We start from the raw sequence: 22,501 nt of genomic DNA on the forward strand, positions 1-22,501 counted from the left end.
GGATGTGTTCGATTACATCCGGTTTTACAACCATCATCGCCGCCATTCGACGCTGGGGTATCTGACCCCGGCGGAATTCGAGCTGCGTAATTCAGCACTCAGTGCTTAACCCGGTGTCCGTTGAGGCCGGGCCAGACCAGGGCGCACTGCTCTGCGACAATAACTGTGCAGGTCAAATCTAGGTCATCAGGGCAGACAAGTAGGGGCACCAAAGTCTTCCAACCAGGCGCAGTGGAATATATCCGATTCCATATCAACGAGTTATCCTCATCACTGTGCAAGCCTGAGTGGGCTGCTATGAGGTGGAACTCAGCAGCTGGGTTCTGCCTGGGCAGCCAAACCTCCAGAGGTACCCCGTCAATGGCAAAGGTCGGGTAGAAGCCACTGCTGTATTTGGATTTATGGCTGGCAATTGATAGCAGGTTCATCATTCCGTTCCTCACTTACCCTGAAATCTATACAGACTAATTGTCCCCGCGGTCAATGTCTGCTTCTGGCGGGTAGCAGCCATACTAGCCCAGTGGCATCAACGGCCGCAAAGGCCGATTTGCTGCCAAGCCCGACCAACTAACCGCTGCTCGTCGGCCTAAGCTGGAATTGGGGCCTGTGTGCTAAATTGATCGCTGTTGGCCAGGAGCAGACGGAATAATTAACTCACTAATAACAGATGTTTGCGCTCATAAACGGGTGCCCACTCCTCCCCATTTCAAAAATGATCAGAACGCTCTGCAATAGCACTTCCACCATGTGCAAACACTATCGATATCAGATTCTTTTGTTGCTGTGTGCTGCAGCGCTGTCTGCTTGTGATGCGCATGTTAAGGCAGGGTCCTTCGATGAAGATAAGGCGCAAGCACTCAACGCCGTTGAAAAATTCCGTGAGCTCTATGGCAAACACGACTACACGGACCTGTACGACTTGGGTTCCGCCGCAATGAAGGCGTCTATCACCAGAGATCAGTTCATTTCCGCAGCCCAGACTTCGATGGCTCAATACGGAGAATATGAATCTTCTGTTCTAATCGCATCGTCCTGTTTTCCAAACGAAGTGCGGTTGGTTTACGACGCCAAATATCAGAAGGCGAACGTGAGAGAATTTATGATCTGGTCCATACCCGGAAGCCAAGCCCAGTTGACTATGTACCAAATCAAAACAGGGCAGGAGCCGTTTGACAAGGCATCACAAGTCGGCTGTCCAGTCCTATAGCTGGAAGTACCGCTCAGAGTAGGAAACGCCCTGTCTCGGTGGGTCTGCTGCGGGTCGGTTGCGGCCATTGGCGGTGATGGCTGCCAACATCTGCTTCGGCCGGCTGCAGCCAATGCACCAATAGAACCGGCGGGATATCGGCCATCCTCACGACGCAGCGCGTCGCCCTGGAAGAGGTGGATTTCTGCGGCATTTTTTGTTTCGGCTCGTGGTTTCAGAAATCCAATAGCCTCGAGATTTTTCTCATGGCGGCATTGATTCCATCCCGTCGTTGATCAAAGCCAATCCTGCATCATTCAATCAGCTTTTGGATTGATGCAGTCGCCGTCGGCACACCGCGTTCCGGTTTGGTGCCGTCCAGCTTCAGCTCCTTGCCTTCCTTTTTATCTGTGCCAATGTCCATCGTGACAGCAGATGGGTAACCTCAATCCCCCTCCAAGTTTCGGTAATACGTGCATAACGTGTCCAGTTAACCTTCGCTCCAGTCACGATGTTGCCCAGCGCGTTCAAGCGCTACGTAATCTTCCGTTGTGAGCGGTCTCCGACATAGCAGGTCCAATGCATGTTGGCCGCCGGCGCGAAACCCGCATCACTGACGCCCCAAGAAACCAACATCTGGCATCTGGTGGCCGAAGGGTATGCCTACCCACGAATCGCTCGAGAACTTGGCATTTCAATTGATACCGTTCGGCGCCATGCCAGTCGCATCAAAAAAAAATTGGGCCTGAATAATGCGGTGTCTTTGGCCTGTAGCAATCTCTCTGTCGATCTGATCCGCCAGGTTTTAAAGACTTTACCCACACTGTCACCTCTGACAGCTGCTGAATTGACCACCTTGGCCTATGCGTGTCGAGGATTTTCTTCGAAAAATATCGCCCAATTCCGCGGCGTCAGCCCACGCACAGCCGACAAACAAAGAGAAACCGGCATGGCAAAAGTGGCAGCTCATTCAATCCTTGAATTGGCATCTATGGTGCGAAACCAATACGTAATCAATGGCATATTTTTAGCGTGATTGGTTTCCTACGCTTCTATCCAATGCCATATCGATTGGCAGGTCACGGCACTCCAAGTTAGACACAAAGCCATGCGTGTCCCCCGTCCGACTGTAATCCCGCTTGCTGGTTGATTCGCCAGTCACGCATCGCCCATGGCTTGCCTGCCGCAAGCACAAGGGGCGCTGCGCATGGTCCGTGTTTTCGATTATCGGCAACAGAGGAATTTTGAAAAATGAAAGTATTCCACAGCTCATTACCAACTACGTTGCTTAACTCCACAGTGGATGGCCGCCGATGGGGCAAGCAGTACCAACTCGGACTGGGCGTCAATGCCGTAACGGGGCAGCTGCGCGCATCCGCAGTCAAACCGATTACAGTCGTGCCCAGCAAAATCGTCGACTCCACCTTCAAATATGCATTAATCAAGGCCGAAAGTGATCTTGAAAGTACGGTGAGTGGCTCTGTGAAGGGTGCTTACAACATGGAAGGGGTGACAGTTTCGGCGAGTACCTCATTTCTTGATGAGCTAAAGGTTTCAGAATTGTCGGTCACCCTCGTTGCCACCGTTTCTTATGAAGAAACGGAATATTCGGTGGCCGATAAATACGAACTTGCCGTTGTTCCCGGCCCGGATTTCCGTGACAAATACGGCGATTATTTTGTCGCAGGCTACCGCCGCGCTGCTTCGCTGTATGCCATGTACCAGTGCCAATTTACCTCAGTCGAGCAGCGCAACAAGTTTTCCCAGACCTTTGCCGCTGAGGTGCCGCAGGTCATGACTGCTGAAGGCGCCGCAGCCTTCGAGAAGGCGACCAAAGAGTGCAATGCCACCGTCAACATTCGCATAAGAACGACCGTTGCAGGCATGCTTCCGCCGCCACCGGAGAAAGGGTGGACCCCTGACACGGTCAATTCCGACCTTCTGCCATGGTTCACGAAGGCAGCAGAAACTGGCATGCAGAATATTGAAGCGTGCATGCGGCACTACTGCATGATCGACCCCGCGATTTCCGCAGAAGTGCCAATCGACCCCGATGTCTTTTATGAACTTTCATATTTGTACAACCGGTTCTGGCTCGTTCGTTCGATGTATGGCACCTGCCCAAAATTCGGCAAGTCCGGGGTCGAACAAACCTACAGCAAGCTCGAATCCAAAATCGAAGCGAACCAGGCGAAGCTTCCCCTGAATACCGAAATGATCGGGCTACTCACCAAAGAAACAGAGGAGTTGCTCGAAAACCTGCGGCAGATCAATAACCGGCAGACCTTCTTCACCATGGTGATTGAAGCCGCGAAAGCTGAGCCAGCGAGAAATCAAAGAATTGATGCGGACAAGGGCACCGTACGATGGACGTACGGCTTTCAAAGCTCAAGCCTTCCTGGCGTGTCTGTGACGAGCGCTTCCGATCACGTCGAGGCAAAATGGAAAATCGGCTGGAATGAGCATGTGTTTGGCTATCGAGATTCAAACAGGGTGCTTGTCGGGTGCGACGTTATTTGCAACTGGGCTGACGGAACGGGCGGCGACTGGGAAAAGCGGTGCGATCAGATCCTTGGCCGAAGTGCAGGCGATGTCTGGGTTAAAAGTGACTACGACCGTGGCTACAGCTGGTCCATTGTCTGGTATAGCGTCGATGCGAATCTGTATCCATCCGGACCATGGATGGAAGAAGGTGTGGATCGGGCCGACATTGTCCCAGGGCAGCAGCAAGAAATTGGCGATCTTGATGCACTGTGGACGCCTGAGCGCATGCAGAATGCGCTTCCGGTTGATCGATGGTCTGAAGCCGAAGAGCAGTACCCCGATGTGCCGACCTCACTGGCCGGGGGTGATGCCAACGTGTCGAAATACTTCTACACCGACCCAGCCGTGGACGGTCCGGAACTGGTAGACGCCTTTACAACGTCGAAGGTCGCGGATCCAAAGACGTTCCCTCATCTCATGGTAGGCAAGCTGTTCTTCGTAATGGGTGGAATCGACCGCTGCGGATCGGCTTTTGTTGTCAGCAAAAATGGCATCATGACGGCCGCTCACTGCGTCCTGTACAAAAAAGAAGCCGCATCAGACATCGTCTTTGTGCCTGCGTATCAAGCGGGGAATGCGCCTTTCGGAAAGTGGGCAATTCAACAGCCATTCTGGCCAGGGGCCTGGCCGGATAACGAAGAAGGCGATGCCTATGATCTGAGCTTCTGCACCGTGCATGCCAATAGTGTCGGCAAGGGCGTGGGGGATGCAGTAGGCATCGTCAAGCTCGTATACGGAGCGGGCAGCAAAATCTGGACGGCAATGGGCTACCCTGCGAATGCGATTCCGAGCTACCCGTATGACGGAAAGCAACAATGGCAAAGCATGGGTGACGCGATGGTGTGCAATCTGCCTTCCGTGCAACAAATGTCAGGCAACCTCACTCAGGGCAGTAGCGGCGGTCCGTGGTTCATCTCTGGCAAAGAAGTGAATGGGCTCACGAGTTCAGGCAATGCCGACGTGTCGATTCCTTACCTTCGTGGTCCGGTATTCGGCGAATGGGTTCGTGCCATGTACAGCAAAGTATTCGACTGAAAATAGCAGGACACGCAAGCCGTTTAAGCAGTAACCCGTAGTCCTCGCTGTGTAACTCGGAGGACTACGGCATCCCGCCTGAAGTCTTCATGGCTTGCATGGGCAAGGTATCGCAGCATCTTTTCCAGGTTTGAGGAGTCCACGCCTTGAGATTCAGGCGAAGCGTACTCAAACGCAGCTTCCGCGAAAGGCGGTGACAACAACGGCGCTCCAAAAAGTGATATGAGGAGATAAATAAGCTACAAAAATCGTCTGCACTAGATTGAAAAAAGCACCTTCGGGTGCTTTTTTTGTTAGCCGAGACCGCTCTTCGGCCAAAGCGAAAATTCATCTGGTCTTGGACTTTCGCTTCGTATGCAAACCTGGTATGCACCAATTTCTGGGCACACTCTTTGTACATCCTCGACCCTTTGTGAAGGTTTCCGAGAAAAGCCCTGAAACCTTCATCATTGGTAGTCGATGCTTTAAATTGTTGTGGCTATCCGGCAGTGGCGCACGGCATCCGCGATGCATGCCACGCAGACAGCCTTAGTGCCATTGCTCTTCGAACCAAGTGAGCCTGTCTGGGTTTACTTGAGCGAGGCGCGGCTTCTCATCGGTGTTATTTACGCCAGATGCTGGCTGCCTACCCGGAGTTCTGCGCCAGTCAGTCGCGCCTTCCGGGTTGGCGCCTGGCCCACGCTGAGCCACGAGATTTTGTTCGATGCCCTTACCCGCACCTTCATCGCTACCAGCGCTCGTCAGCCTTGGGAAGAATGAGCCGTCGCGTAATTATTTTTGTAATCAAGTCGTCAATATAAAGCTTATCCGAAACTAACAATAAATTGCGTAAACCACAACACACTGGCACAGACACTCGATTTTGATGTCTTGTTATGTAATCATAAATGCATATATAAGATATTTATGATGAACATGGCTGATAAAACTTACATACTGAATGGAAAATTTCAGCAGATTACATGTCTCGCGCTAGCGCTTAGCTTGACAGGGTGTGCAGCCCCGCAAACCGGCCAATCATCCGGCCAGGAAAGCTTGCTCAAGCGGACTTTTGCCAGCGATGACCCTTGTGCAGATACCGCGCGTAACTGGGGGCTGGTGGTTGGCACTGTGCTTGGGGGAGTGATCGGCAAGCAGTTGGGCGACGGGAAAGCTGCGGCTGTACTGGGTGGCGTTGCGCTTGGCGCATTGGCGGGCGGACTGATTGGCGCAGATATGGATCACAAGCGCTGCGAGTTGTCGAAAATTGCCAAGCAATACAATCTCGACGTTGCATTTGTAAAAGTGGATCCGCAGGGTGATTCAACTGCTGGTGGTGCCACCGGCACGGCGGGAAGCACCGGCGGTGCTGGCACGCAGGGGATGAGCATGTCCTTGCGCGACAACAATGGCGATAGTGCGCAATTCGCAACCAATTCGGACCAGCTGACACCGCGTGCCATTGAGTACTTCACTGCCATTGCGCGTGAATATGCGAATGTGAACCCTCCAGCAGGGCTCACTGATCCAGTCAAAATTGCGGCTTGGCGTAAGACCATGAGTACACGCCGGCTTCTGTTGGTTGGCCATACCGACGATACCGGTTCATCGCGCTGGAACGCGGACCTTTCCGAACGGCGCGCCAAAGTGGTTGCTGCGTTCATGAAAACGCAAGGAGTCCCCGCGGCCAGTCTGTATTTCCAGGGGGCTGGCGAGGGTTATCCCGTTGCGGATAACAGCACGCCGGAAGGACGCTCCCAGAATCGGCGCGTGGAATTCGTTGAGATTTACGGCGAAGATAACTTCCGCCAGTTCATTGAAGCCCGCAAGCCAAGATATGAGTTCTATCGTTCCAGCACGCTTGCGAGTGCCAGCGAACAGAGCGCAGACAGCGCGCCGACCAGCAACAAGGCGGCTGCAACCCCAACCAGGCACCATACCGGCAAGACCACTGCACCCGCGAGCGTGGCTGCGGTAAAGCCAGCGCCAGCCAACGCTTCGATTTCCGGCTCGCCGGCAAAAGCTGCGGCGCCTTCTCCGACGGCGGGTGGCTTGCCTGCGAATGTAATCAACTTTGGTGGCCAGCCACTTACGCCGCAACTGGCAACGGTGAATCTGGGCATGGTGCGCCAGCAAGACAGTGGCTTCAAGCTGATCGACAAAGCCTATGCCGATACTCCGTTTCTGGCGCGCTGTGACCAGGATCGTCCACGCGTGATTGGTAGCGTCAAAGCGTTGAAAGACGACAGGGAATACACCACCAATCAGCATTTGCAAGGCTTGTACGGTACGACCTGGCATGATGAGGTGAACGGCCATTTAATCGTGCTGAACAAGTTGTCGGTATTGCAAGACGGGACTACGCCCGCCAATCCGCCAGAACTCAAGGTATACACCAACTACAACCCGGACAAACGCACCACGGCCAAGCCGAAGTGGCAATCGAGTCCGGCGGTGAATACCTACCAGGGCAGCAACGGGATCCTCTATCGCGTGTTCGCCGGTGGTTCTCAAGGCATGCAATGCCTGGACATCCTTTTTCCTTCCAATGGTGGCTTTGAGGCCAAGAGCGGCAAGCTGGTATACGGCTTGCCCGGGGCCTTATATGTCGCTGACTTCCATCCCAAAATGCTCAAGTGAGATAGAGAGATCATGAAAGAGTTTTTTGCTACCTACCCCTACGCAGCATGGAGCATTGTCAGCATCCTGCTCGCTGCGGTCGTTATCGCCACCCTTTGGGAAAAAGTGAAATGGTGGTGGATGAACACCTGGTATGCTTTTCCCGTCATTGGGGCCACTGCACGGCTGGCTCGGGATGCCAATCGGGCCGGCGACAATGGCTGGTTCAAATCCGAATTGACCTTGTGCCGTGATTACAAAAAATTCATCCGTATCCGCGATGAGCATGATTTCAACGAAAAGATCACTTATCTGACCAAAGCGGGCGACCTTGGACGTCGGGGCACGCCGTTTTTGATCTGGGTGCTGACTTGCGCTTTGGTTTTCATTGAAGCCATGGGTTTCAGCTACGTGCTGGCGGGTTATACGATTCCCGGCGCCAGCGAGAATCTGCAACAAATGGGTGCGGTGGGTATCGCCTTCATGATTTCGGTGTTACTGGTCGCGTTTACGCACTTCTCCGGTCATGAGTTGTATGTGTCCAGCAAGATTGCTGCAGCACGCCGTGGCTGGAAAGATAACCAGCGCAGCCATGATTTTCAGTCGGGCGATATTGCGCTGGCGCGTTCACAGAACCTGGATGATGACACTCCTCACTACACACAACTGGCGAACCGCGTCGGCGGCCATGCCAAGTACATTGTGACGATCGGCACTGCCGTATTCATTCTGTTTGTGGCAATTGGCGCTACGTATGTACGCGGCCAGGTGCTGGAGAAAATGCTGCATCAGCAAGTCGTGGGCGAACAAAGCACACTGGCACAGCCGGCTGCCAACAGCGGCCTGGATATGTCCAGCAACGCGTTGCCACCGGATGACGTGAAATCAAACAACGATGCCAACACCCGCGCGCAGCAGGATGAAGAAAATATCGACCGCCATGGCGGTTGGGGCACATTCATCGTACTGGCATTTATCTTTGTGTTTTTGCAGTTGCTGGGCGTTTTGTTTGGCTTTAAGTGGGGTTTTGCCGGGCGGGAAAGTGATCTGGCCTTCAAGGCAATCGGGCGCGGTCGTTACTCCAGCTATGCTGACGTCCGTGCGCATTACAGCGAGATTGCCGATGCAGCCCAGGCACGGCTGGAAGGTCTGCAGCAACGCATGATGGATCGCAATGGTTCAAGCGGCACGCGCGGTGTGCATACCAGCAAAACCTTTACTGATTTCATGCATATGGAGCGGGCCAGCGATCTGCGTGACCGCGAGAGCGAGCGCGACCACACGCGCTCCAGCCACGACATGGCCACTGCCAGGAAAATAGCGCCAGCCGTTGTGGTCGAGGCTGCACCGATTGCCCAGGTCACTCCGGCCGTACCTGTCGCAGAACCCGTTGTTACTCCCGTTGCCGCTGCAGTAACTGCAGATGCAGACGATGAATTGATTCGGTTGCGCCAGCAGCTGGCTGAACGCGAACAGGCCAAGGCTGCCCAGGATGAGCGCCAGGCGGAGATCGCACGCCTGAAAGCACAATTAGCTGAATTGGACGGAGATGCCAAACCATGATGCTACGCAACCTGACGGTCGCGCTGCTATTGTCCGGCGTTGCCGGGGTGGCGAGCGCGGCTGGCCCGGCCAACGCCCTGAGCAGTTGCTTCACCTTCGCCAAACTGCCGGTACCAACCACCGCACCGGCGATCGAAGTGTTTGTCATGGTCGACCAGACCACACCCTTCAATGCCGATCTGAAACAGTCCATTGCGGATCACATCAAGCCTTTGCTGGTTTCGGGAAATGCGCTTTCTATTTACGCTTTCTCAGCCTATACCCAGGGACACTACACCAACGAGCTGGTTCACGCCGAGCTTGATCCCGCGCTTGAGCCGGCTACCCGCAACGATATCGGTAAAACCGCGCTGGCACGCTACGACCAGTGCGAGGCATATCAGGTGCGAACGGTACAAACACTCGCGGGTAATGCGCTGCGCCAGGCATTTCATGGTGATGGCAATGAAATCAGCAAATCAGATGTTCTTGCCAGTATTCAGGATGTTTCCCGCCAGGTTAAGGCATCCAGTGCGCAACGTAAAATCGTGCTGATCGCATCCGACATGTTGGAAAACTCCTCGATTTCCAGCTTTTATGCCAAACGGGTAGTACGCAAAATCAATCCCGACCAGGAAACCAGGCGGGTGGCCGATAACAACTTGACCGGTGACTTCGGAGGGGCTGAGATTTACGTGCTTGGCGCTGGGTTGATCGTGGAAGATACCGCTGCAAAAGGGGTTTATCGCGATCCGCAAACCATGCGTGCCTTGCAGCAATTCTGGCAGCGATACTTCGATGGCTCCCACGGCAAGCTGGTGGAGTTTGGCGCGCCTGCTTTGTTAAGCGCGATTCATTGAGCTGCTCGGGCGTGATCGCAAGTCCGGTGCAAACAGCCGGTTGAATGCCGACAGATATTTTGGTGATACGCGAAGAGGAACATCTGAATCGAAGTGTGAAGGTGTTTGTTGCGGTAAGCAGAGCTTCCTTATGGCCGCAAACGACTTACCAGGTCAATTTCTGCAAGAATCCGCACTGCTTCTATTTCGGGGTTTCGGCCGCGTTGCCTCTCGTGTCCGTTGTGGCGGGCGGGAATATGGGGTCTTTGATTAAAATGTCCGCAATATCGGACATTAAAGAGTTAACATCCGTTTTTACGCACATTTATCACCCGCCATCTGACCACATGCTATGCTCGTGATATCGGACATTAAATCGATGCAGACTGGTTTGGCGGACATGAATGGTAAACAGAACGTTTTGTTGAGCACGGCACTGACCAAGGAAATGGTCGGGATTGGCGAAAAGCTGCGCCGGCTGCGCACTGCGCGAAAGGTGCGTCAGGCCGATGCCGCCGTGCGTGCCGGCATCGCGCGCAGCACGGCATCGCGCATTGAGAGCGGCGACCCCGCATTGGCCATAGGTCAGCTTCTACGGTACCTGGATGCCATCGCGCCGGGCGTATCCCTGCTGTCGCTGCTCTCCGAGGATGACCCCGCCCTGCTGAGCCTTGCCGACCGGGAGAAGACAAAGCGCGTGCGCGTGCTCTCACAGTCCGAACGCGACGAACTCGACTTCTAAGGACCGCACATGGCAACCAGAACAACCAAACTCACCACCTTCGCATGGCTTGGCGATGCGTTCGAGCCGTGCGGCTTGCTGACGCTCACCGAAGACGGTAATACTCTGGTGGCCTCCGAATTTGCTTATGGTTTGCGCTATCTCCAGCGTCAATACCGCATTGAAGTAGACCCGGTGAGCCTGAGTTTGGGCCATCTCCATCAGGTTGAGGGCAACGTGCTGTTTCCCGCCAATCGCTTGCCCTTCTTTGGTGGCATCCGTGATGCCTCCCCCGACTCATGGGGCCGCAGGGTCATTGAATCCAAGCTGAAGGCGCCGGTGAACAGCCTGCCTGAGTCCACGTATCTGCTTGAGGCGGGCGGCAACCGGGTCGGTGCGCTGGATATCCGCCGCGACCGTAATGCCCCCATACTCAACGGGATTAACTCCGAGATTGGTCTAGGCTACTTGATGGAGGCGGCAGACCGCATCGAGGCTGGCGAAGAGGTACCGGCGAGACTGGAGGCCATCTTCACTGACGGTACCGCGCTGGGCGGTGCCCGCCCGAAGGCAACGGTTCGCGACGAAAACGGTTGCCTGCAGTTGGCCAAGTTTCGGAGCCGAACTGACCGGTTCGACATGCCTAAAGTCGAAATGGCCGCGCTACGCCTCGCTGCAGAATGCGGTCTTACCGTGCCGCCTGTGGGTTGCGTGGACGTGGGTGGTCGCAGTGTCATGCTGATTCACCGCTTCGACCGCTATTGGTCCGATTCCGCGACGACGCCATTGCCACGGGAATGGATGCTGACCCAGCCTGGTGATGGGCCGCTTGAGCGCCGCATTCCCTTTATCAGCGCATTGACGCTGGTGGGATGCTCTGAGGAAGAGTCGCGACTGAAGTCGTACATGGACATCGCCCAAGGTGTTCGCACCTACATCCATCCTGACATGGTGGCGCTCAATCTCTCTGAACTGTTTGGCCGCATGGTCTTCAACATCTTCGTAAGCAATGACGACGACCATTTGCGCAATCATGGCTTCATCTACGACGATGGGCTGAAGGGTTGGCGACTCAGCCCGCTGTATGACGTCATGCCTCGCCCGGGTGTTGCCCAAGAGCGGCAACTGCATCTGGGCGTTGGCCAACAGGGCAAACTGGCTACCCTGGACAATGCACTGTCGGCTTGCGCGGCCTTCGGCTTGAGTGAGGCGCAAGCCGTCACCCACTTTGCCGCCGTCTGGTCCAAGGTACGCGAGTGGAAGGTTTTCTTTGAAGAGTACGGCGTGGCCAACGCAGATATTACGGCTATAGAGAGCGCGTTCCGGCATGTGCGGGACATTGCTTCGCCGGATTTGGTTGAAAAGATATTCTAACCATCACAAATGACACAAAACAAACCGGGTATCGAGATTGATACCCGGTCATGAGAGAGAACAGAAAATTACCTCCTTAATCTACCCTGATTTCGCTATCTGACCGGCCAAGGTCAGAGTTCGTCATCCCCACTGCCTAGCGGGAATGACGGCACTTCGCTACAACGGGCCGCCAAGCCCAACCACATATCTTCGCAAACGCTCCAACCTTTCGGAACACGGTGCCAGCCGTGCCGCCACAACTAGTGGCTCCCCAAGCGCTTCGGTCGTATCGCGGAATGAGTCAAACCCTACTCAGTCAGTCTCCCCCTCTCTCCCATCAATCTGCGCGGTGCCAACCGATGCAGTCCGGAGAGAGGTTACAGCAATGTTGGTCAACCGTTATTTCGGTTCAAAGGAAGGTTTGTTTTCAGAAGTACTGGCGCTTTTAATGGCGACTACAACTGTAGTAATGCCTGAAATCCTCAAGAAGCCGGTCTCAGGAGAGCGCATTGCTCGCGCTCTGATACCTCTCCAACGAAAGCGGAGTTGTTGCAAAAGGCAACTGAGCTGGATGGGAAATATGGTGCCAATTTTAATCCGCCGTTAGGTGAGCAATATGGAACGCTATTTTGTAATTGAGCTCGAAGTGGCGGGTGGTATCGGGGAAAGATCCATGATCGACCGATCTACAGGAAAGATGAAAGTTGAGAAACTCAACTACCACTTCGAAGGATGGTTGGGGGATCAACTCTTGGTGGGCTGGCCCGGCCTTGATGGACACCAGGTTAAGCACGGTGGACAGCCCCGGTATCAGAATGAATCCGCTGTGATACATATCAACGGCTACGTGATACGCCGCGCGGGGCGCAACATTCTTGTCGGTGATGGCGCTGGCGGTATCAAGCAATGGGTCGGGCGGCTGCGGGCTAATTTATTGCTGGCTGGCATCGAGCCATCCGCAATCGATACCACCCTGCTCACGCACGCCCATCCCGACCATGTGGGCGGGCTGATGAAGGCAGCCGGGCAAGTGACTTTTCCGAATGCGGAACTGGCGGTGCATCAGCGCGAGCTCAAATTCTGGCGGGATGACGCAAATCTGGCCCTTACCAGCGATCGGGCGCGCGGTAATTTCCTGATCGCGCGTCAGATATTCGACGACTATAGCAACAAGTTGCGTACGTTCGATTAAATGAAGGGGAAGTGCTTGCGAGGATCAGCGCAATGCCACTCAGGACATACCGACGGACACATTGCATAAGTTGTCGGATCCCGCGACCAGAGCCTGCTTGTCTGGGGCGGCCACTCCGATCACGACCACTGGATATGGTCAGTTCCGAGGGGCTTTTGGTCGCCGGCATGCATTTGGGAGAGGCCGGTTTCGCGCGAGTCAAGCAATGAAAGGGGAAATGTTGGCTCTTTTACGAGGCTGAAGTGTGAGGTCGCGAATTGGAACCATCCATCTCCTATATCGCTCCCGCACTCTGCACATGAGCACTATGAAGGTCGCGATGCCGCAATGATAGCCTTGGTCGCATAATGCTTTTTAAGGGATGTTCCATCGTCACTGAGGGGGCAGCAGCTCGGTGGCAATCTGCCCAAGCTCAACGCTCCCCGTTCGGATTGGTGCTACTTGTCACTTATTTTTTTGCAAGTGATTGTGTAGTATGGATTTTATAGATCAATCAGCCCCATCCAGCATCGGAGCGATGCTGTAACGGCGGGAGGGAGTGAGCGGGGGCGATGGTTCAAGCAAATTCAAAACGGCTTCCTGATGCATTCAAATCCGGCGCGCTGCGCGCCGGATGGCAAAAAGTTGAGTTAGATGTGGTTCACGCGGCCAAAGCCGTTTTTTGCAAAACGATCAATTCGCGAATGCCTTTCTCGGCCAGATCCAGCAACGCGTTCATTTCGGCGCGGCTAAAAGGTACGCCTTCAGCGGTCCCCTGTATTTCTACAAACTCACCCTTACCGGTCATGACCACATTCATATCGGTTTCGCAGGCGGAGTCTTCCGGGTAGTCCAGATCCAGCACCGGCGTCTCGCCAAAAACACCGACCGAAATCGCGGCGATATGGTCACGCAATGGGCTTTCGGTGAGCTTGCCAGCGGCGATCAAGCCATTGATGGCATCGGTAACGGCGACGAAGGCGCCGGTAATACTGGCGGTACGTGTGCCACCGTCGGCCTGGATCACATCGCAATCCACCAGAATCTGGCGCTCGCCGAGTTTTTCCAGATCAACCACGGCGCGCAGGCTGCGACCGATCAACCGCTGGATTTCTTGCGTGCGGCCAGATTGCTTACCTTGTGCGGCTTCGCGGCGCATGCGGCTGTTGGTGGAGCGCGGCAGCATGCCGTATTCGGCAGTCACCCAGCCTTGACCTTTGCCTTTGAGAAATGACGGGACCGATTCTTCGACCGTGGCGGTGCAAATGACCTTGGTGTCGCCAAATTCAACCAGTACGCTGCCTTCGGCATGACGGGTGTAGTTGCGGGTGAGGCGCACTTCACGCAGTTGGTCGGGGCGGCGGTTGGATGGGCGCATGCGGCAGTCCTTGTTGAATAATCAAAGGATTATACCGTGTGCGCGGCCCAGCGGACGGCGTTACGACGGGCGCGCCGCAGACAAGTAATTATTTCGGGTGCGTAAGCGGTGAATGCTTATTTGGAATAACGCGAAATGGCGGTCTGGATTTCCGCAATCGCTTTTTCGATATCGGCTTCGGTGATCTCGCCGGTTTTCTTGATATCCATGGGATCAACGTGCGTGGCGATGGTGACTTGATCCAGTTTCTGGGTCGACACAAACGCCGAGCTGGAAACGCTCTCGTCGTCGTCATCGTGCCAGTTGATGCCCAGCGCGGTGAGGTTGTCGCCAAATTTGCCGCCACGCAGATCGGCGCGATCCATCAACTGCGGAATCGAGAACAACACCGGGAAAGCCGACAAGAACTGGGTCAGTTCGTCGTTTTCTACCGAACTCCAGAAGCCATCGGTGCACAGCAGGACCGAGTCTGAATCAGACAGCGCAATCTTGCCGCCAAGTTCGATTTCCGGTGGATAAGAGCCGCCCAGGCAGCTGTAGATTTTGTTTTTTTCCGGATGCACCAGCGCTTCTTCGGCGGTGATCTTGCCTTCTTCCACCATGCGCTGCACTTTGGAGTGATCGCGGGTTTTGGCCAGCACGCGGCCCTGACGTACCAGGTACAAGCGGGAATCACCGACGTTGGCCCAGTACGCAATGCCATCCTGAATCACACAGGCGACACAGGTGGTACGCGGCACCTCAACCAGTTGATGGTTGGCAGCGTAATGAAAGATGGCTTCATGCGCGCGCTGGAAGGCGTCGGCCAGGAATTGCGAAGGCGCATCCAGCGAAGGCTGGGCTTTTTTCTGGAACTGGTCTGTCAGCAGCTCGACGGCGATCTGCGCCGCGACTTCACCGTGTAAATGCCCACCCATACCATCGGCCACTACCAGCAACAAGGCATCGCGACTGTAGGAGTAACCCACGCGATCCTGGTTGTACTTACGGCCGCCAGTGCGGCTGTCCTGGTAGATGGAAAACTTCATTCGGTCACTCGGGCTGGTTTGGTGGTGATGGATTGCCAGGTACGGCGCAATTGATGAATGATGCTGCGGCGGCGGGCCGGGCGCGATGCGGCTTCGGCCAGCTGTTTTTGCACTTGTAACACGCTTTGCGGGCGCTCATCGGCGTTCAGGCGCAAGCAGCGGTCGATCAGCGATAGCAGTTCGGGCGAATAGCGGTCGCCATAACGAACCGACAAGTCCTGCAGTTTGTCTTCTTTGAGGCGGGCATCGGCCGGTGGGGGTGCGGTGCCGGCAATGCAGGCAAACATGGTGGCGCCGACGCCGTAAATATCGGTCCACGGTCCCAGTGGTTCTTTCTTGCCGTACTGTTCGGGCGCAGCAAAGCCGGGTGTGTACATCGGCGTGAGGCGATTGTGTTCGCTGGTCAGTGTCTGACGCGCCGAGCCGAAATCCAGCAACACGGGCGAACCGTCTTTGCGGATGTAGATATTGGCGGGCTTGATATCCAGATGCAGCAGTTTGTTCAGATGAACTTCGCGCAAGCCGTTCAGCAATGTGAAGAACACGTGGCGGATGAGTTTTTCATCAACGCCTTCGCGGTCATGCTTAAGCTGGATTTCTTTTTGCAGGGTGCGGCCACGCTCGTATTCCATGACCATATAAACCGTGTCGTTGGCGCGAAAGAAATTCAGCACCCGCACAATGTTCATATGCTGGATATGCGCCAGCGTTTTGCCTTCTTCAAAGAAGCATTTCAGTCCGTGCCGAAACAGCGCCAGGTTTTCGTCACTGGTCGCCTGCACTTGCGTGCCTTCGCGGCGCAGCACCAGCGAATTGGGCAGATACTCTTTGATTGCCACCGGATAGTCGTTCTCGTCATGCGCGAGATAGACAATACTGAAGCCGCCAGCAGACAACAGCTTGGCAATCGTATAGTTCTGTAGCTGATAGCCGCGTGCCAGCGGTTGATTACTGGGCGTTGTCATTATGGGGGATTGTTATACTCATGTTCCTCGGCGCATTGTGAGTGGCGGCTTCTCGAAAGTAAAGCTGCTTGCTTACGAGAATAAGCGGGGCGGCGGGAGAGGCTGGCTGGCCGGTCGTTTGGCCCCGAAAACAAGGCCCGTGGTGTCGCGAGACCACAACAGGACATGCTGATTTGAGTCGGCACTGAAAGGCCATGGCCGCGTAACTCACTGCGTGCCTTACAGAAATTATTCGCGCAACGGTGCGGCGTTTTATGCTGCGCTGGGCAGAGCTGGAAAAGCGTGCAAAGCTTGTTCGTCGTTACGAAAAGCGCGCACGCTGGCACCAACAAGAGTTATATGAACTGATCCCGAGGATTTGAAATGATTTACAGCATGACCGGTTTTTCTGTAGCCCAGCGTGAACTGTCCGCAGGCACACTCACCGTGGAACTACGCGCGGTGAACCATCGTTTTCTGGACCTCTCGGTGCGCTTGCCGGAAGAGTTTCGCGCGTTTGAAGGCGCAATCCGCGAAAAAGTGGCTGGTGGCGTGGCCCGCGGCAAAGTGGAATGCCGCATTGGTTTCAATGCCAATGCGGGTTCGGCCGGCGAGCTGAAACTGGATCGCCAACTGCTGCAAGCACTGATTGATGCCTCGCGTGTGGCGCAAGAACTGGCGCCGGGCACCGGTGATCTGAAGCTGGGTGAAATGCTACGCTGGCCGGGGGTGTTGACCCAGACTGCACCGCAACCGGAAGAACTGGGCGAAGCGTGCCTGGCGCTTCTAACTGGCGTGCTCAAAGACTTCAGCGCCAGTCGTGGCCGGGAAGGCGAAAAGCTCAAGGCGCACCTGGTGGAGCGTGTGCAAGGCATGGAAGCCATCGTGGCTGAAGTCAAACCACGTATTCCGCAACTGGTTGTGGAATACGAAACCAAGCTGAAAAACCGCTTCCTTGAGGCGCTAGGCACCATGGATGACGATCGGGTGCGCCAGGAAATCGTGGTCTTTGCGCAGAAGATCGACGTAGATGAAGAGTTGTCGCGCCTGACCGCGCACCTGGAAGAAGTCCGCCGCATTCTGGACAAGGGCGGCGCAGTGGGTAAACGCCTGGACTTCTTGATGCAGGAACTGAATCGCGAAGCCAATACGCTGGGCTCCAAGTCGGTATCGGTGGAAACCAGCCGGGCGTCGATGGCGCTCAAGGTGTTGATCGAGCAAATGCGTGAGCAAATCCAGAATCTGGAGTAACTGACCAGGCATGGAGCGCATGAAAAAGCCGGCATAAGCCGGCTTTTTTGTTAGCAGAAAACCAGTGAACTAGCGTAGCGATACCGGCGCTTGCCGCACCATACTCATCCCGCGCATTGCGCCATTCGCCACGGCTACACCAGCCAGAATGACCGCCAGCCCGGCGATATGCCACCAGTGAAGTTGCTCGCCCAGCAACAACATTGACAGCGCCGTGCCGAAGGCCGGAATCAGATGCATGAAGCTGCTCGCCCGCGCTCCGCCAAGTCGCCCGACGGCAACGTTATAGAACTGGTACGACAGCACAGATGGGAAGACCCCGAGAAACACCAACGCGCCGGCACTGTGCAAGGTCAGATGAGGTAGCCCGGAGCTAGCCCATTCCCATGCGGCAAGCGGGATCAAAAACAATGTACCCGCGCCGATAGTGGCAAACAACAGCGCCACTTTATCGACGCCCGCCGGAATGCGGCGCAAAAACAGGGTATAGGCCGCCCAGCACATCACCGCGACCAAAATCCACAGGTCCCCCGGATTGAGCGTCAGACGCAGTAACGCGGCCGGATGGCCTTGGGTCAGGATGAACGCCACGCCGCAGAACGACAGCACCGTACCTGCCGTTTGCGCGAGCGTCATGCGTAATCCGCAGAAAACATGGCCGCCTAGCAAAACCGACATCGGGATAAACGCGCTGAGCATGACTGCATTGGTTGCGCTGGTTTGCGCTACACCGCGGTAGATCAGCGTATTGCACAGGGCGATACCAAACAGGCCAAGCACCAGAATCGAACGCCAATGGGGGCGCAATTGCGGCAAGACGGTGCGCCAGCGGGGCAAAACGAACGGTGCCATGCAAGCCAGTGCGACCAGCCAGCGGCCAAGCGAAATGGTAAGAGGAGAGAGTGAACCGTGAAGTGCGCGTCCGGCGACAAAGTTACCGGCCCAGAACAGCGCAGCGAGCGTGGCCAGTACAACCGGCCGGGAAAGCGGGGTGGAGGACATGCTTTTTTCCTGTAGGAAAAAATGGATCAATCCGCAGGAATGGCTTGTGGCCGCTGCGGGGTAGTTAGGTGCAATGCATGGGCGTTGCACAGCGTAGATCAAGCAAGGGTTATGCCCGTCACGCCATTGTGGTTTGCATTTTAGGCAAAAATGGTTAACAAGGTTGACCTTTTTGTCTGAGAAATTGGCCGATTGTCGGATGACCCGGATGGGCGTCATATAAACGGCGTTATTGCGCCGGGCGGCCATGAAAAGCGGGCTGGGTCTTGCCAGGAATAACCAGAGGGAAGGGGGACTTGCGGACAAAAAAAGTCCCCGACCGCCAGGAGACGATCGGGGTATATAAGTTAGCGTGCTCTTGCTGCTACCTCGCGGCAGACCGCCCCGGCACAACAAGCTGTACCGGCAAGAAAGGCAGTATTACTGAGCCAGTCCCTCACGGGCATGGCGCAATTGGTGTTTTCAAAACCAATGCGTGTAAACGCAACCCAGGTGGACGTGAATCGTCCGCCGCTACCGGTCAGACCGGTGGCACAGGCTTTGAAAACACAACTGGTTTGTTTCGTCTCTGATGATTATTTTTTGTAGTCTTGATCAGCTCATTTGGCCGATCTTTTTGAGGTGCTACATTTACTGCCGTGTGGCTTTACCTGCCACTGGTTTGAGAGGTGACCCACAAGCTGGCAGGCAACCCCGCCAGCTTGTGTTTCATCCCTTTGGCGTTGCCGCCAAATCTCCTCCATCCGATTAGCTTCTCGCCGCCTTTAACCGGACCTGGTCAAGCGGCGACAGCTGTCAGATTCTTACCACCATGCTTCAGCTTGAACGCCGAACGAGCTACCCGAAGTAGACATCGCGTAAACGCTCTGATGGCCATTGCTGCCAACTGCGTTCATCGGAGTGCCAGGATCTTTCTGAGCTGCATCGTTCCACTTGGCGTAGGTGTAGTACAGACGCAGTTCCGGACGGGAGTAAGCGCCCTTGCCTGCTGCTGCAGTCAGTGCCAGTGTCAGCTTGGTGATGTTCTCGTTACCGATGTTCAGGTTGTCTTGCTTGAACGATTCGTAGCCAAGTTCAGTTGCGAAACCGAAGATGTCATTGAAGTGGTATTGAGGACGAGCACCGATTGCCCACCATGTGCGCTTGCCACCAGTCAGATCGGAGTAGCTGTCGTCACGATAGATAGCGTGGGCCATTACGGTCCACTGGCTGTTCTTCGGTTCCAGAGTCAGGTTGTCGATAACCTGAAGGGTGGAATCGTCAGAAGCGGCGCCTTGGTTGATGCTGCTGAAGTTACCGGTAGCGTTCGCACCACGGCCGTACTGCAGACCGATGCGGTTAGAGCCAACATCGCCAACCGGGTGATCAAACATACCCGACAGGTACCAGCCATTGCTGGTGTGCGGTGTATCGGTTGTGGTTGCAACGCCGTCTGTAACGGTGGTGGTGGTGTCAGAGTGCCATGCACCAGTCAGGCCAGCGTTGAATGTGAACGCGCCAGGACCTGCCTTGACGTTGGAAACCTTGAACAGGTTTTCCAGCCAGGTGCGGCCGATGTCGTTCGAGTCAGCCGGACGCATGATGGCGTAGCTGAACATTGCGCCATCGGAACCCAGAGCGATGTTTTCGATACCAGCACCAGTGCCGTCACCGACCAAGTACTTGTAATCGAGCATGTGCAAGTCAGGACGATCGTAGTAACGCTGACCAGCCCACAGAACGGCATCCTTCAACGCGCCGTCACCCCAGTGCGCTACGCTGATGTAGTTCTGGGCAAACGCCAGCTTGGTGTCCCAGTAGTCAGCGGAGTAAGGGATGTCGGTGTTAACCATGGTGTGTGCAGTCCACACGGCACCATTGGATTGGTTGAACACAGGGATATCCAGACCGATTTCGCCGTAGGCATCGCATTCGTTACCAAGACGGAACTTGCCATAGCCAACGCCGAAACATTCTTGAGCGCCGCCCTTGCCGGCTTCACCGAAGCCTGCGCGGAAGTAACCGTTGGAAGTAACACTGCCTACAACTGCTTGCAGGGCTGTCGGTGCTGCATCGTCAGCCATCGCCATTGCGCCGGAAGCCAGCATGGCTGCGGCAGCGAAGTGGGTAATGCGGAACTTGAATGCCATTTTTGGTACTCTCTCTTTGCTCGAGTGTTAAAACCCGTGTGTACGGGGACTCAAAATAGCGAGGGTCGCTGCCACGACGCTTGCTACATTCGGGAACAAACAGCGGCGTACTACATAAAATGCCGTGTCAGTAATACGTGCCTGCTACATCAACCTGCCGTGGAAAGTGGACTGATGTATCAGAGCCTTTCTTCAAGCCTCAAGGCACCGCCTTGGGGCTTCTTTCATTTCAGCCTGTTGCGCCGGTATCCTGTGGCAAACCCGCTGTTTTACTAGGTTTGCTTATGTTGTCCGGTGTTACTGAGCGGGTGGCTCAAAAACGTGCAACTGCATGTAAGCCTGTGCTGAAACTGTGCGTTGACGATAAGCAGCAGCGACTTTGGCAGGAATCAGTAGAACACCTGTCGGGTGTTTCTCTTAGGTAAATTGCCTTATGCGATTTGCTCAGAAATAAGCGAAAAAACACTAGACATGACCAAAAACATGACCTTTTTTAAGGTGTTTTCTGTAGTCCAAGGTGCCTTTGCTACGATTTTCAGCGTTTATCAGCCGTGTTAAAAAATGTTGCAAAAAGTCGACAGTTTGCGGTTTTGGTGCAGTCGATTTCATATGAAACTGCCTTGTAACGCTGTTCTTTGCTGACAACCGCCCCTGAAACGACGATTTTGTGGCCCTTGTTGTCAGCATCCCGCCGCTTATCTGCGCAAAGTGCGTCTGCTTTGTAGTGCGCCATTGCTTGTAAACAGCAACTTCCGTTTGTGCTAACCTGCAAGACAAGTTTTCCCACAGGTTTTTCTACATGGCAAAAGGCACTATTTTCGTCGTGACGGCCCCTTCGGGTGCCGGCAAGACCACGCTGGTTGCGGCTCTGCTCGCAGCCGATCAGCAAATTCAGCTATCTGTTTCTTATACCTCGCGCCCGGCGCGCGCGGGCGAGGTCGATGGCAAGGATTACCACTTTGTCGATCGTGCAGAATTTGAACGCATGATTGCCGCTGGCGATTTTGTGGAATGGGCCGAGGTTTACGGTAATTACTACGGCACCTCAAAGCAGTGGCTCGAGTCGGTCATTGATGACGGCCGCGACATCCTGCTGGAAATCGACTGGCAAGGCGCACAGCAAGTACACAAGCTGTTTGCCGAATCGGTTGGCGTGTTCGTATTGCCGCCGTCGATTGAGACACTTGAAGCGCGCCTGCGCGCACGTGGCAAAGATCCGGAAGAAGCCATTCAGCGCCGCATGTCTAAAGCGCGCGAAGAAATGGGCCATGTGGGCGAAGCGCAATATGTGATCATCAATGAGCATATTGATGACGCCGTCCGCGACATCATTAGCGTGGTGCGTGCCGAGCGGCTGCGTGGCGAGCGCCAGGCTATCCGCCATGCGGAGCTGGTTGCTTCGCTCAAAGCCTGACGCCATCTGGTACAATAGGCACCATTCAAGGCCATAACGGGTTTTCGTCATGGCCATTTTGGTTTTATGGGCTGCCCGTGCAACTGTGCGAGCGACCCCGGTATTTTGGAGAAACAACTTATATGGCACGCGTAACTGTTGAAGACTGCCTGAACCGCATCGAAAACCGCTTCGATCTGACTTTGGTTGCTGCCTACCGCGCCCGCCAGATCGCTAACGGATCTACTCCGCAAGTGGACGCACCGGGCCGCGACAAGCCGACCGTTCTGGCTTTGCGTGAACTGGCAGCTGGCCTGGTTGGCCGCGAACTGCTCAATCGCTCGCGTCCGTAAGCCTCTCCGGCTTAATCACTCCACCTCCTCT

Annotated in this window: 18 protein-coding genes; 13 read left to right on the forward strand and 5 right to left on the reverse strand. The window is 55.1% G+C overall.

Translation table 11 applies throughout. From position 1 onward, the window contains the following. From P4L78_RS15200 to P4L78_RS15245, 10 genes are all read left to right on the forward strand, one after another. Positions 1–109: IS3 family transposase (locus P4L78_RS15200; protein ID WP_309328651.1), on the forward strand; the 109-nt coding region annotated here is incomplete at its 5' end. Positions 110–745: 636 nt separating this feature from the next. Next, complete coding sequence (locus P4L78_RS15205; RefSeq protein ID WP_309328697.1) at positions 746–1,207, forward strand: hypothetical protein; 462 nt, start codon at positions 746–748, stop codon at positions 1,205–1,207. Positions 1,208–1,769: 562 nt separating this feature from the next. After that, complete coding sequence (locus P4L78_RS15210; protein ID WP_309328698.1) at positions 1,770–2,222, forward strand: LuxR C-terminal-related transcriptional regulator; 453 nt, start codon at positions 1,770–1,772, stop codon at positions 2,220–2,222. A 215-nt stretch (positions 2,223–2,437) separates the two neighbouring features. Continuing rightward, positions 2,438–4,765: a hypothetical protein gene (locus P4L78_RS15215; RefSeq protein ID WP_309328699.1), complete on the forward strand. Its 2,328-nt coding sequence runs from the start codon at positions 2,438–2,440 to the stop codon at positions 4,763–4,765. A gap of 1,035 nt (positions 4,766–5,800) precedes the next feature. Then, positions 5,801–7,384, forward strand: a complete 1,584-nt coding sequence (locus P4L78_RS15220) for an OmpA family protein (RefSeq protein ID WP_309328700.1) — start codon at positions 5,801–5,803, stop codon at positions 7,382–7,384. Positions 7,385–7,396: 12 nt separating this feature from the next. After that, entirely contained in the window at positions 7,397–8,926 is a 1,530-nt protein-coding gene (locus tag P4L78_RS15225; RefSeq protein WP_309328701.1) for a hypothetical protein, read from the forward strand. Then, positions 8,923–9,765, forward strand: a complete 843-nt coding sequence (locus tag P4L78_RS15230) for a hypothetical protein (RefSeq protein ID WP_309328702.1) — start codon at positions 8,923–8,925, stop codon at positions 9,763–9,765. Before P4L78_RS15225 ends, P4L78_RS15230 begins: the two co-directional genes overlap by 4 nt. A gap of 379 nt (positions 9,766–10,144) precedes the next feature. Beyond that, positions 10,145–10,486, forward strand: a complete 342-nt coding sequence (locus tag P4L78_RS15235; RefSeq protein WP_309328703.1) for a helix-turn-helix transcriptional regulator — start codon at positions 10,145–10,147, stop codon at positions 10,484–10,486. Between the two features lie 9 nt (positions 10,487–10,495). Continuing rightward, a complete protein-coding gene (locus P4L78_RS15240; protein ID WP_309328705.1) occupies positions 10,496–11,839 on the forward strand; it encodes a HipA domain-containing protein in 1,344 nt (447 codons plus the stop codon). A gap of 598 nt (positions 11,840–12,437) precedes the next feature. Beyond that, on the forward strand, positions 12,438–13,013 hold the full coding sequence (locus tag P4L78_RS15245) for an MBL fold metallo-hydrolase (protein ID WP_309328707.1): 576 nt from the start codon (positions 12,438–12,440) through the stop codon (positions 13,011–13,013). A gap of 640 nt (positions 13,014–13,653) precedes the next feature. Here P4L78_RS15245 and rph read toward each other — a convergent pair. The 3 genes from rph to P4L78_RS15260 all read right to left on the reverse strand — a co-directional run bounded on the left by rph (position 13,654) and on the right by P4L78_RS15260 (position 16,363). Further along, positions 13,654–14,370, reverse strand: coding sequence for a ribonuclease PH (gene rph / locus P4L78_RS15250; RefSeq protein WP_309328708.1), 717 nt, complete (start codon positions 14,368–14,370; stop codon positions 13,654–13,656). Positions 14,371–14,486: 116 nt separating this feature from the next. Then, positions 14,487–15,398, reverse strand: a complete 912-nt coding sequence (locus tag P4L78_RS15255; RefSeq protein ID WP_283147949.1) for a PP2C family serine/threonine-protein phosphatase — start codon at positions 15,396–15,398, stop codon at positions 14,487–14,489. Continuing rightward, complete coding sequence (locus P4L78_RS15260; RefSeq protein WP_283147950.1) at positions 15,395–16,363, reverse strand: serine/threonine-protein kinase; 969 nt, start codon at positions 16,361–16,363, stop codon at positions 15,395–15,397. The genes P4L78_RS15255 and P4L78_RS15260 overlap by 4 nt, the downstream gene beginning before the upstream one ends. Before the next feature lie 363 nt (positions 16,364–16,726). On the opposite strand from P4L78_RS15260, the gene P4L78_RS15265 reads away from it, so the two are divergent. Further along, positions 16,727–17,593 carry a YicC/YloC family endoribonuclease gene (locus P4L78_RS15265; RefSeq protein ID WP_283147951.1) on the forward strand — a complete coding sequence of 289 codons (867 nt, stop codon included), beginning with the start codon at positions 16,727–16,729 and terminating at the stop codon, positions 17,591–17,593. A gap of 69 nt (positions 17,594–17,662) precedes the next feature. Here P4L78_RS15265 and P4L78_RS15270 read toward each other — a convergent pair whose 3' ends face one another. Together P4L78_RS15270 and P4L78_RS15275 are read right to left on the reverse strand one after the other, a co-directional pair. Further along, on the reverse strand, positions 17,663–18,595 hold the full coding sequence (locus P4L78_RS15270) for a DMT family transporter (RefSeq protein ID WP_283147952.1): 933 nt from the start codon (positions 18,593–18,595) through the stop codon (positions 17,663–17,665). An 803-nt stretch (positions 18,596–19,398) separates the two neighbouring features. Then, positions 19,399–20,724: a carbohydrate porin gene (locus tag P4L78_RS15275; protein ID WP_283147953.1), complete on the reverse strand. Its 1,326-nt coding sequence runs from the start codon at positions 20,722–20,724 to the stop codon at positions 19,399–19,401. 799 nt (positions 20,725–21,523) lie between these two features. Between P4L78_RS15275 and gmk the strand changes: the two genes are divergently transcribed. Together gmk and rpoZ are read left to right on the forward strand one after the other, a co-directional pair. Continuing rightward, positions 21,524–22,138: a guanylate kinase gene (gene gmk / locus P4L78_RS15280; RefSeq protein ID WP_309328709.1), complete on the forward strand. Its 615-nt coding sequence runs from the start codon at positions 21,524–21,526 to the stop codon at positions 22,136–22,138. 122 nt (positions 22,139–22,260) lie between these two features. Next, entirely contained in the window at positions 22,261–22,470 is a 210-nt protein-coding gene (gene rpoZ, locus P4L78_RS15285; protein ID WP_283147955.1) for a DNA-directed RNA polymerase subunit omega, read from the forward strand. Positions 22,471–22,501 lie beyond the last annotated feature (31 nt).

Source organism: Silvimonas sp., assembly GCF_031291215.1.
GTDB lineage: Bacteria > Pseudomonadota > Gammaproteobacteria > Burkholderiales > Chitinibacteraceae > Silvimonas > Silvimonas soli.

What these genes read in the sequence shown, in the direction of transcription:
- P4L78_RS15205 (WP_309328697.1), top strand. Translation starts at nt 746, where the DNA reads ATGTGCAAACACTATCGATATCAGATTCTTTTGTTGCTGTGTGCTGCA.
- P4L78_RS15210 (WP_309328698.1), top strand. Translation starts at nt 1,770, where the DNA reads ATGTTGGCCGCCGGCGCGAAACCCGCATCACTGACGCCCCAAGAAACC.
- P4L78_RS15215 (WP_309328699.1), top strand. Translation starts at nt 2,438, where the DNA reads ATGAAAGTATTCCACAGCTCATTACCAACTACGTTGCTTAACTCCACA.
- P4L78_RS15225 (WP_309328701.1), top strand. Translation starts at nt 7,397, where the DNA reads ATGAAAGAGTTTTTTGCTACCTACCCCTACGCAGCATGGAGCATTGTC.
- P4L78_RS15230 (WP_309328702.1), top strand. Translation starts at nt 8,923, where the DNA reads ATGATGCTACGCAACCTGACGGTCGCGCTGCTATTGTCCGGCGTTGCC.
- P4L78_RS15235 (WP_309328703.1), top strand. Translation starts at nt 10,145, where the DNA reads ATGAATGGTAAACAGAACGTTTTGTTGAGCACGGCACTGACCAAGGAA.
- P4L78_RS15240 (WP_309328705.1), top strand. Translation starts at nt 10,496, where the DNA reads ATGGCAACCAGAACAACCAAACTCACCACCTTCGCATGGCTTGGCGAT.
- P4L78_RS15245 (WP_309328707.1), top strand. Translation starts at nt 12,438, where the DNA reads ATGGAACGCTATTTTGTAATTGAGCTCGAAGTGGCGGGTGGTATCGGG.
- rph (WP_309328708.1), bottom strand. Translation starts at nt 14,370, where the DNA reads ATGCGCCCATCCAACCGCCGCCCCGACCAACTGCGTGAAGTGCGCCTC.
- P4L78_RS15255 (WP_283147949.1), bottom strand. Translation starts at nt 15,398, where the DNA reads ATGAAGTTTTCCATCTACCAGGACAGCCGCACTGGCGGCCGTAAGTAC.
- P4L78_RS15260 (WP_283147950.1), bottom strand. Translation starts at nt 16,363, where the DNA reads ATGACAACGCCCAGTAATCAACCGCTGGCACGCGGCTATCAGCTACAG.
- P4L78_RS15265 (WP_283147951.1), top strand. Translation starts at nt 16,727, where the DNA reads ATGATTTACAGCATGACCGGTTTTTCTGTAGCCCAGCGTGAACTGTCC.
- P4L78_RS15270 (WP_283147952.1), bottom strand. Translation starts at nt 18,595, where the DNA reads ATGTCCTCCACCCCGCTTTCCCGGCCGGTTGTACTGGCCACGCTCGCT.
- P4L78_RS15275 (WP_283147953.1), bottom strand. Translation starts at nt 20,724, where the DNA reads ATGGCATTCAAGTTCCGCATTACCCACTTCGCTGCCGCAGCCATGCTG.
- gmk (WP_309328709.1), top strand. Translation starts at nt 21,524, where the DNA reads ATGGCAAAAGGCACTATTTTCGTCGTGACGGCCCCTTCGGGTGCCGGC.
- rpoZ (WP_283147955.1), top strand. Translation starts at nt 22,261, where the DNA reads ATGGCACGCGTAACTGTTGAAGACTGCCTGAACCGCATCGAAAACCGC.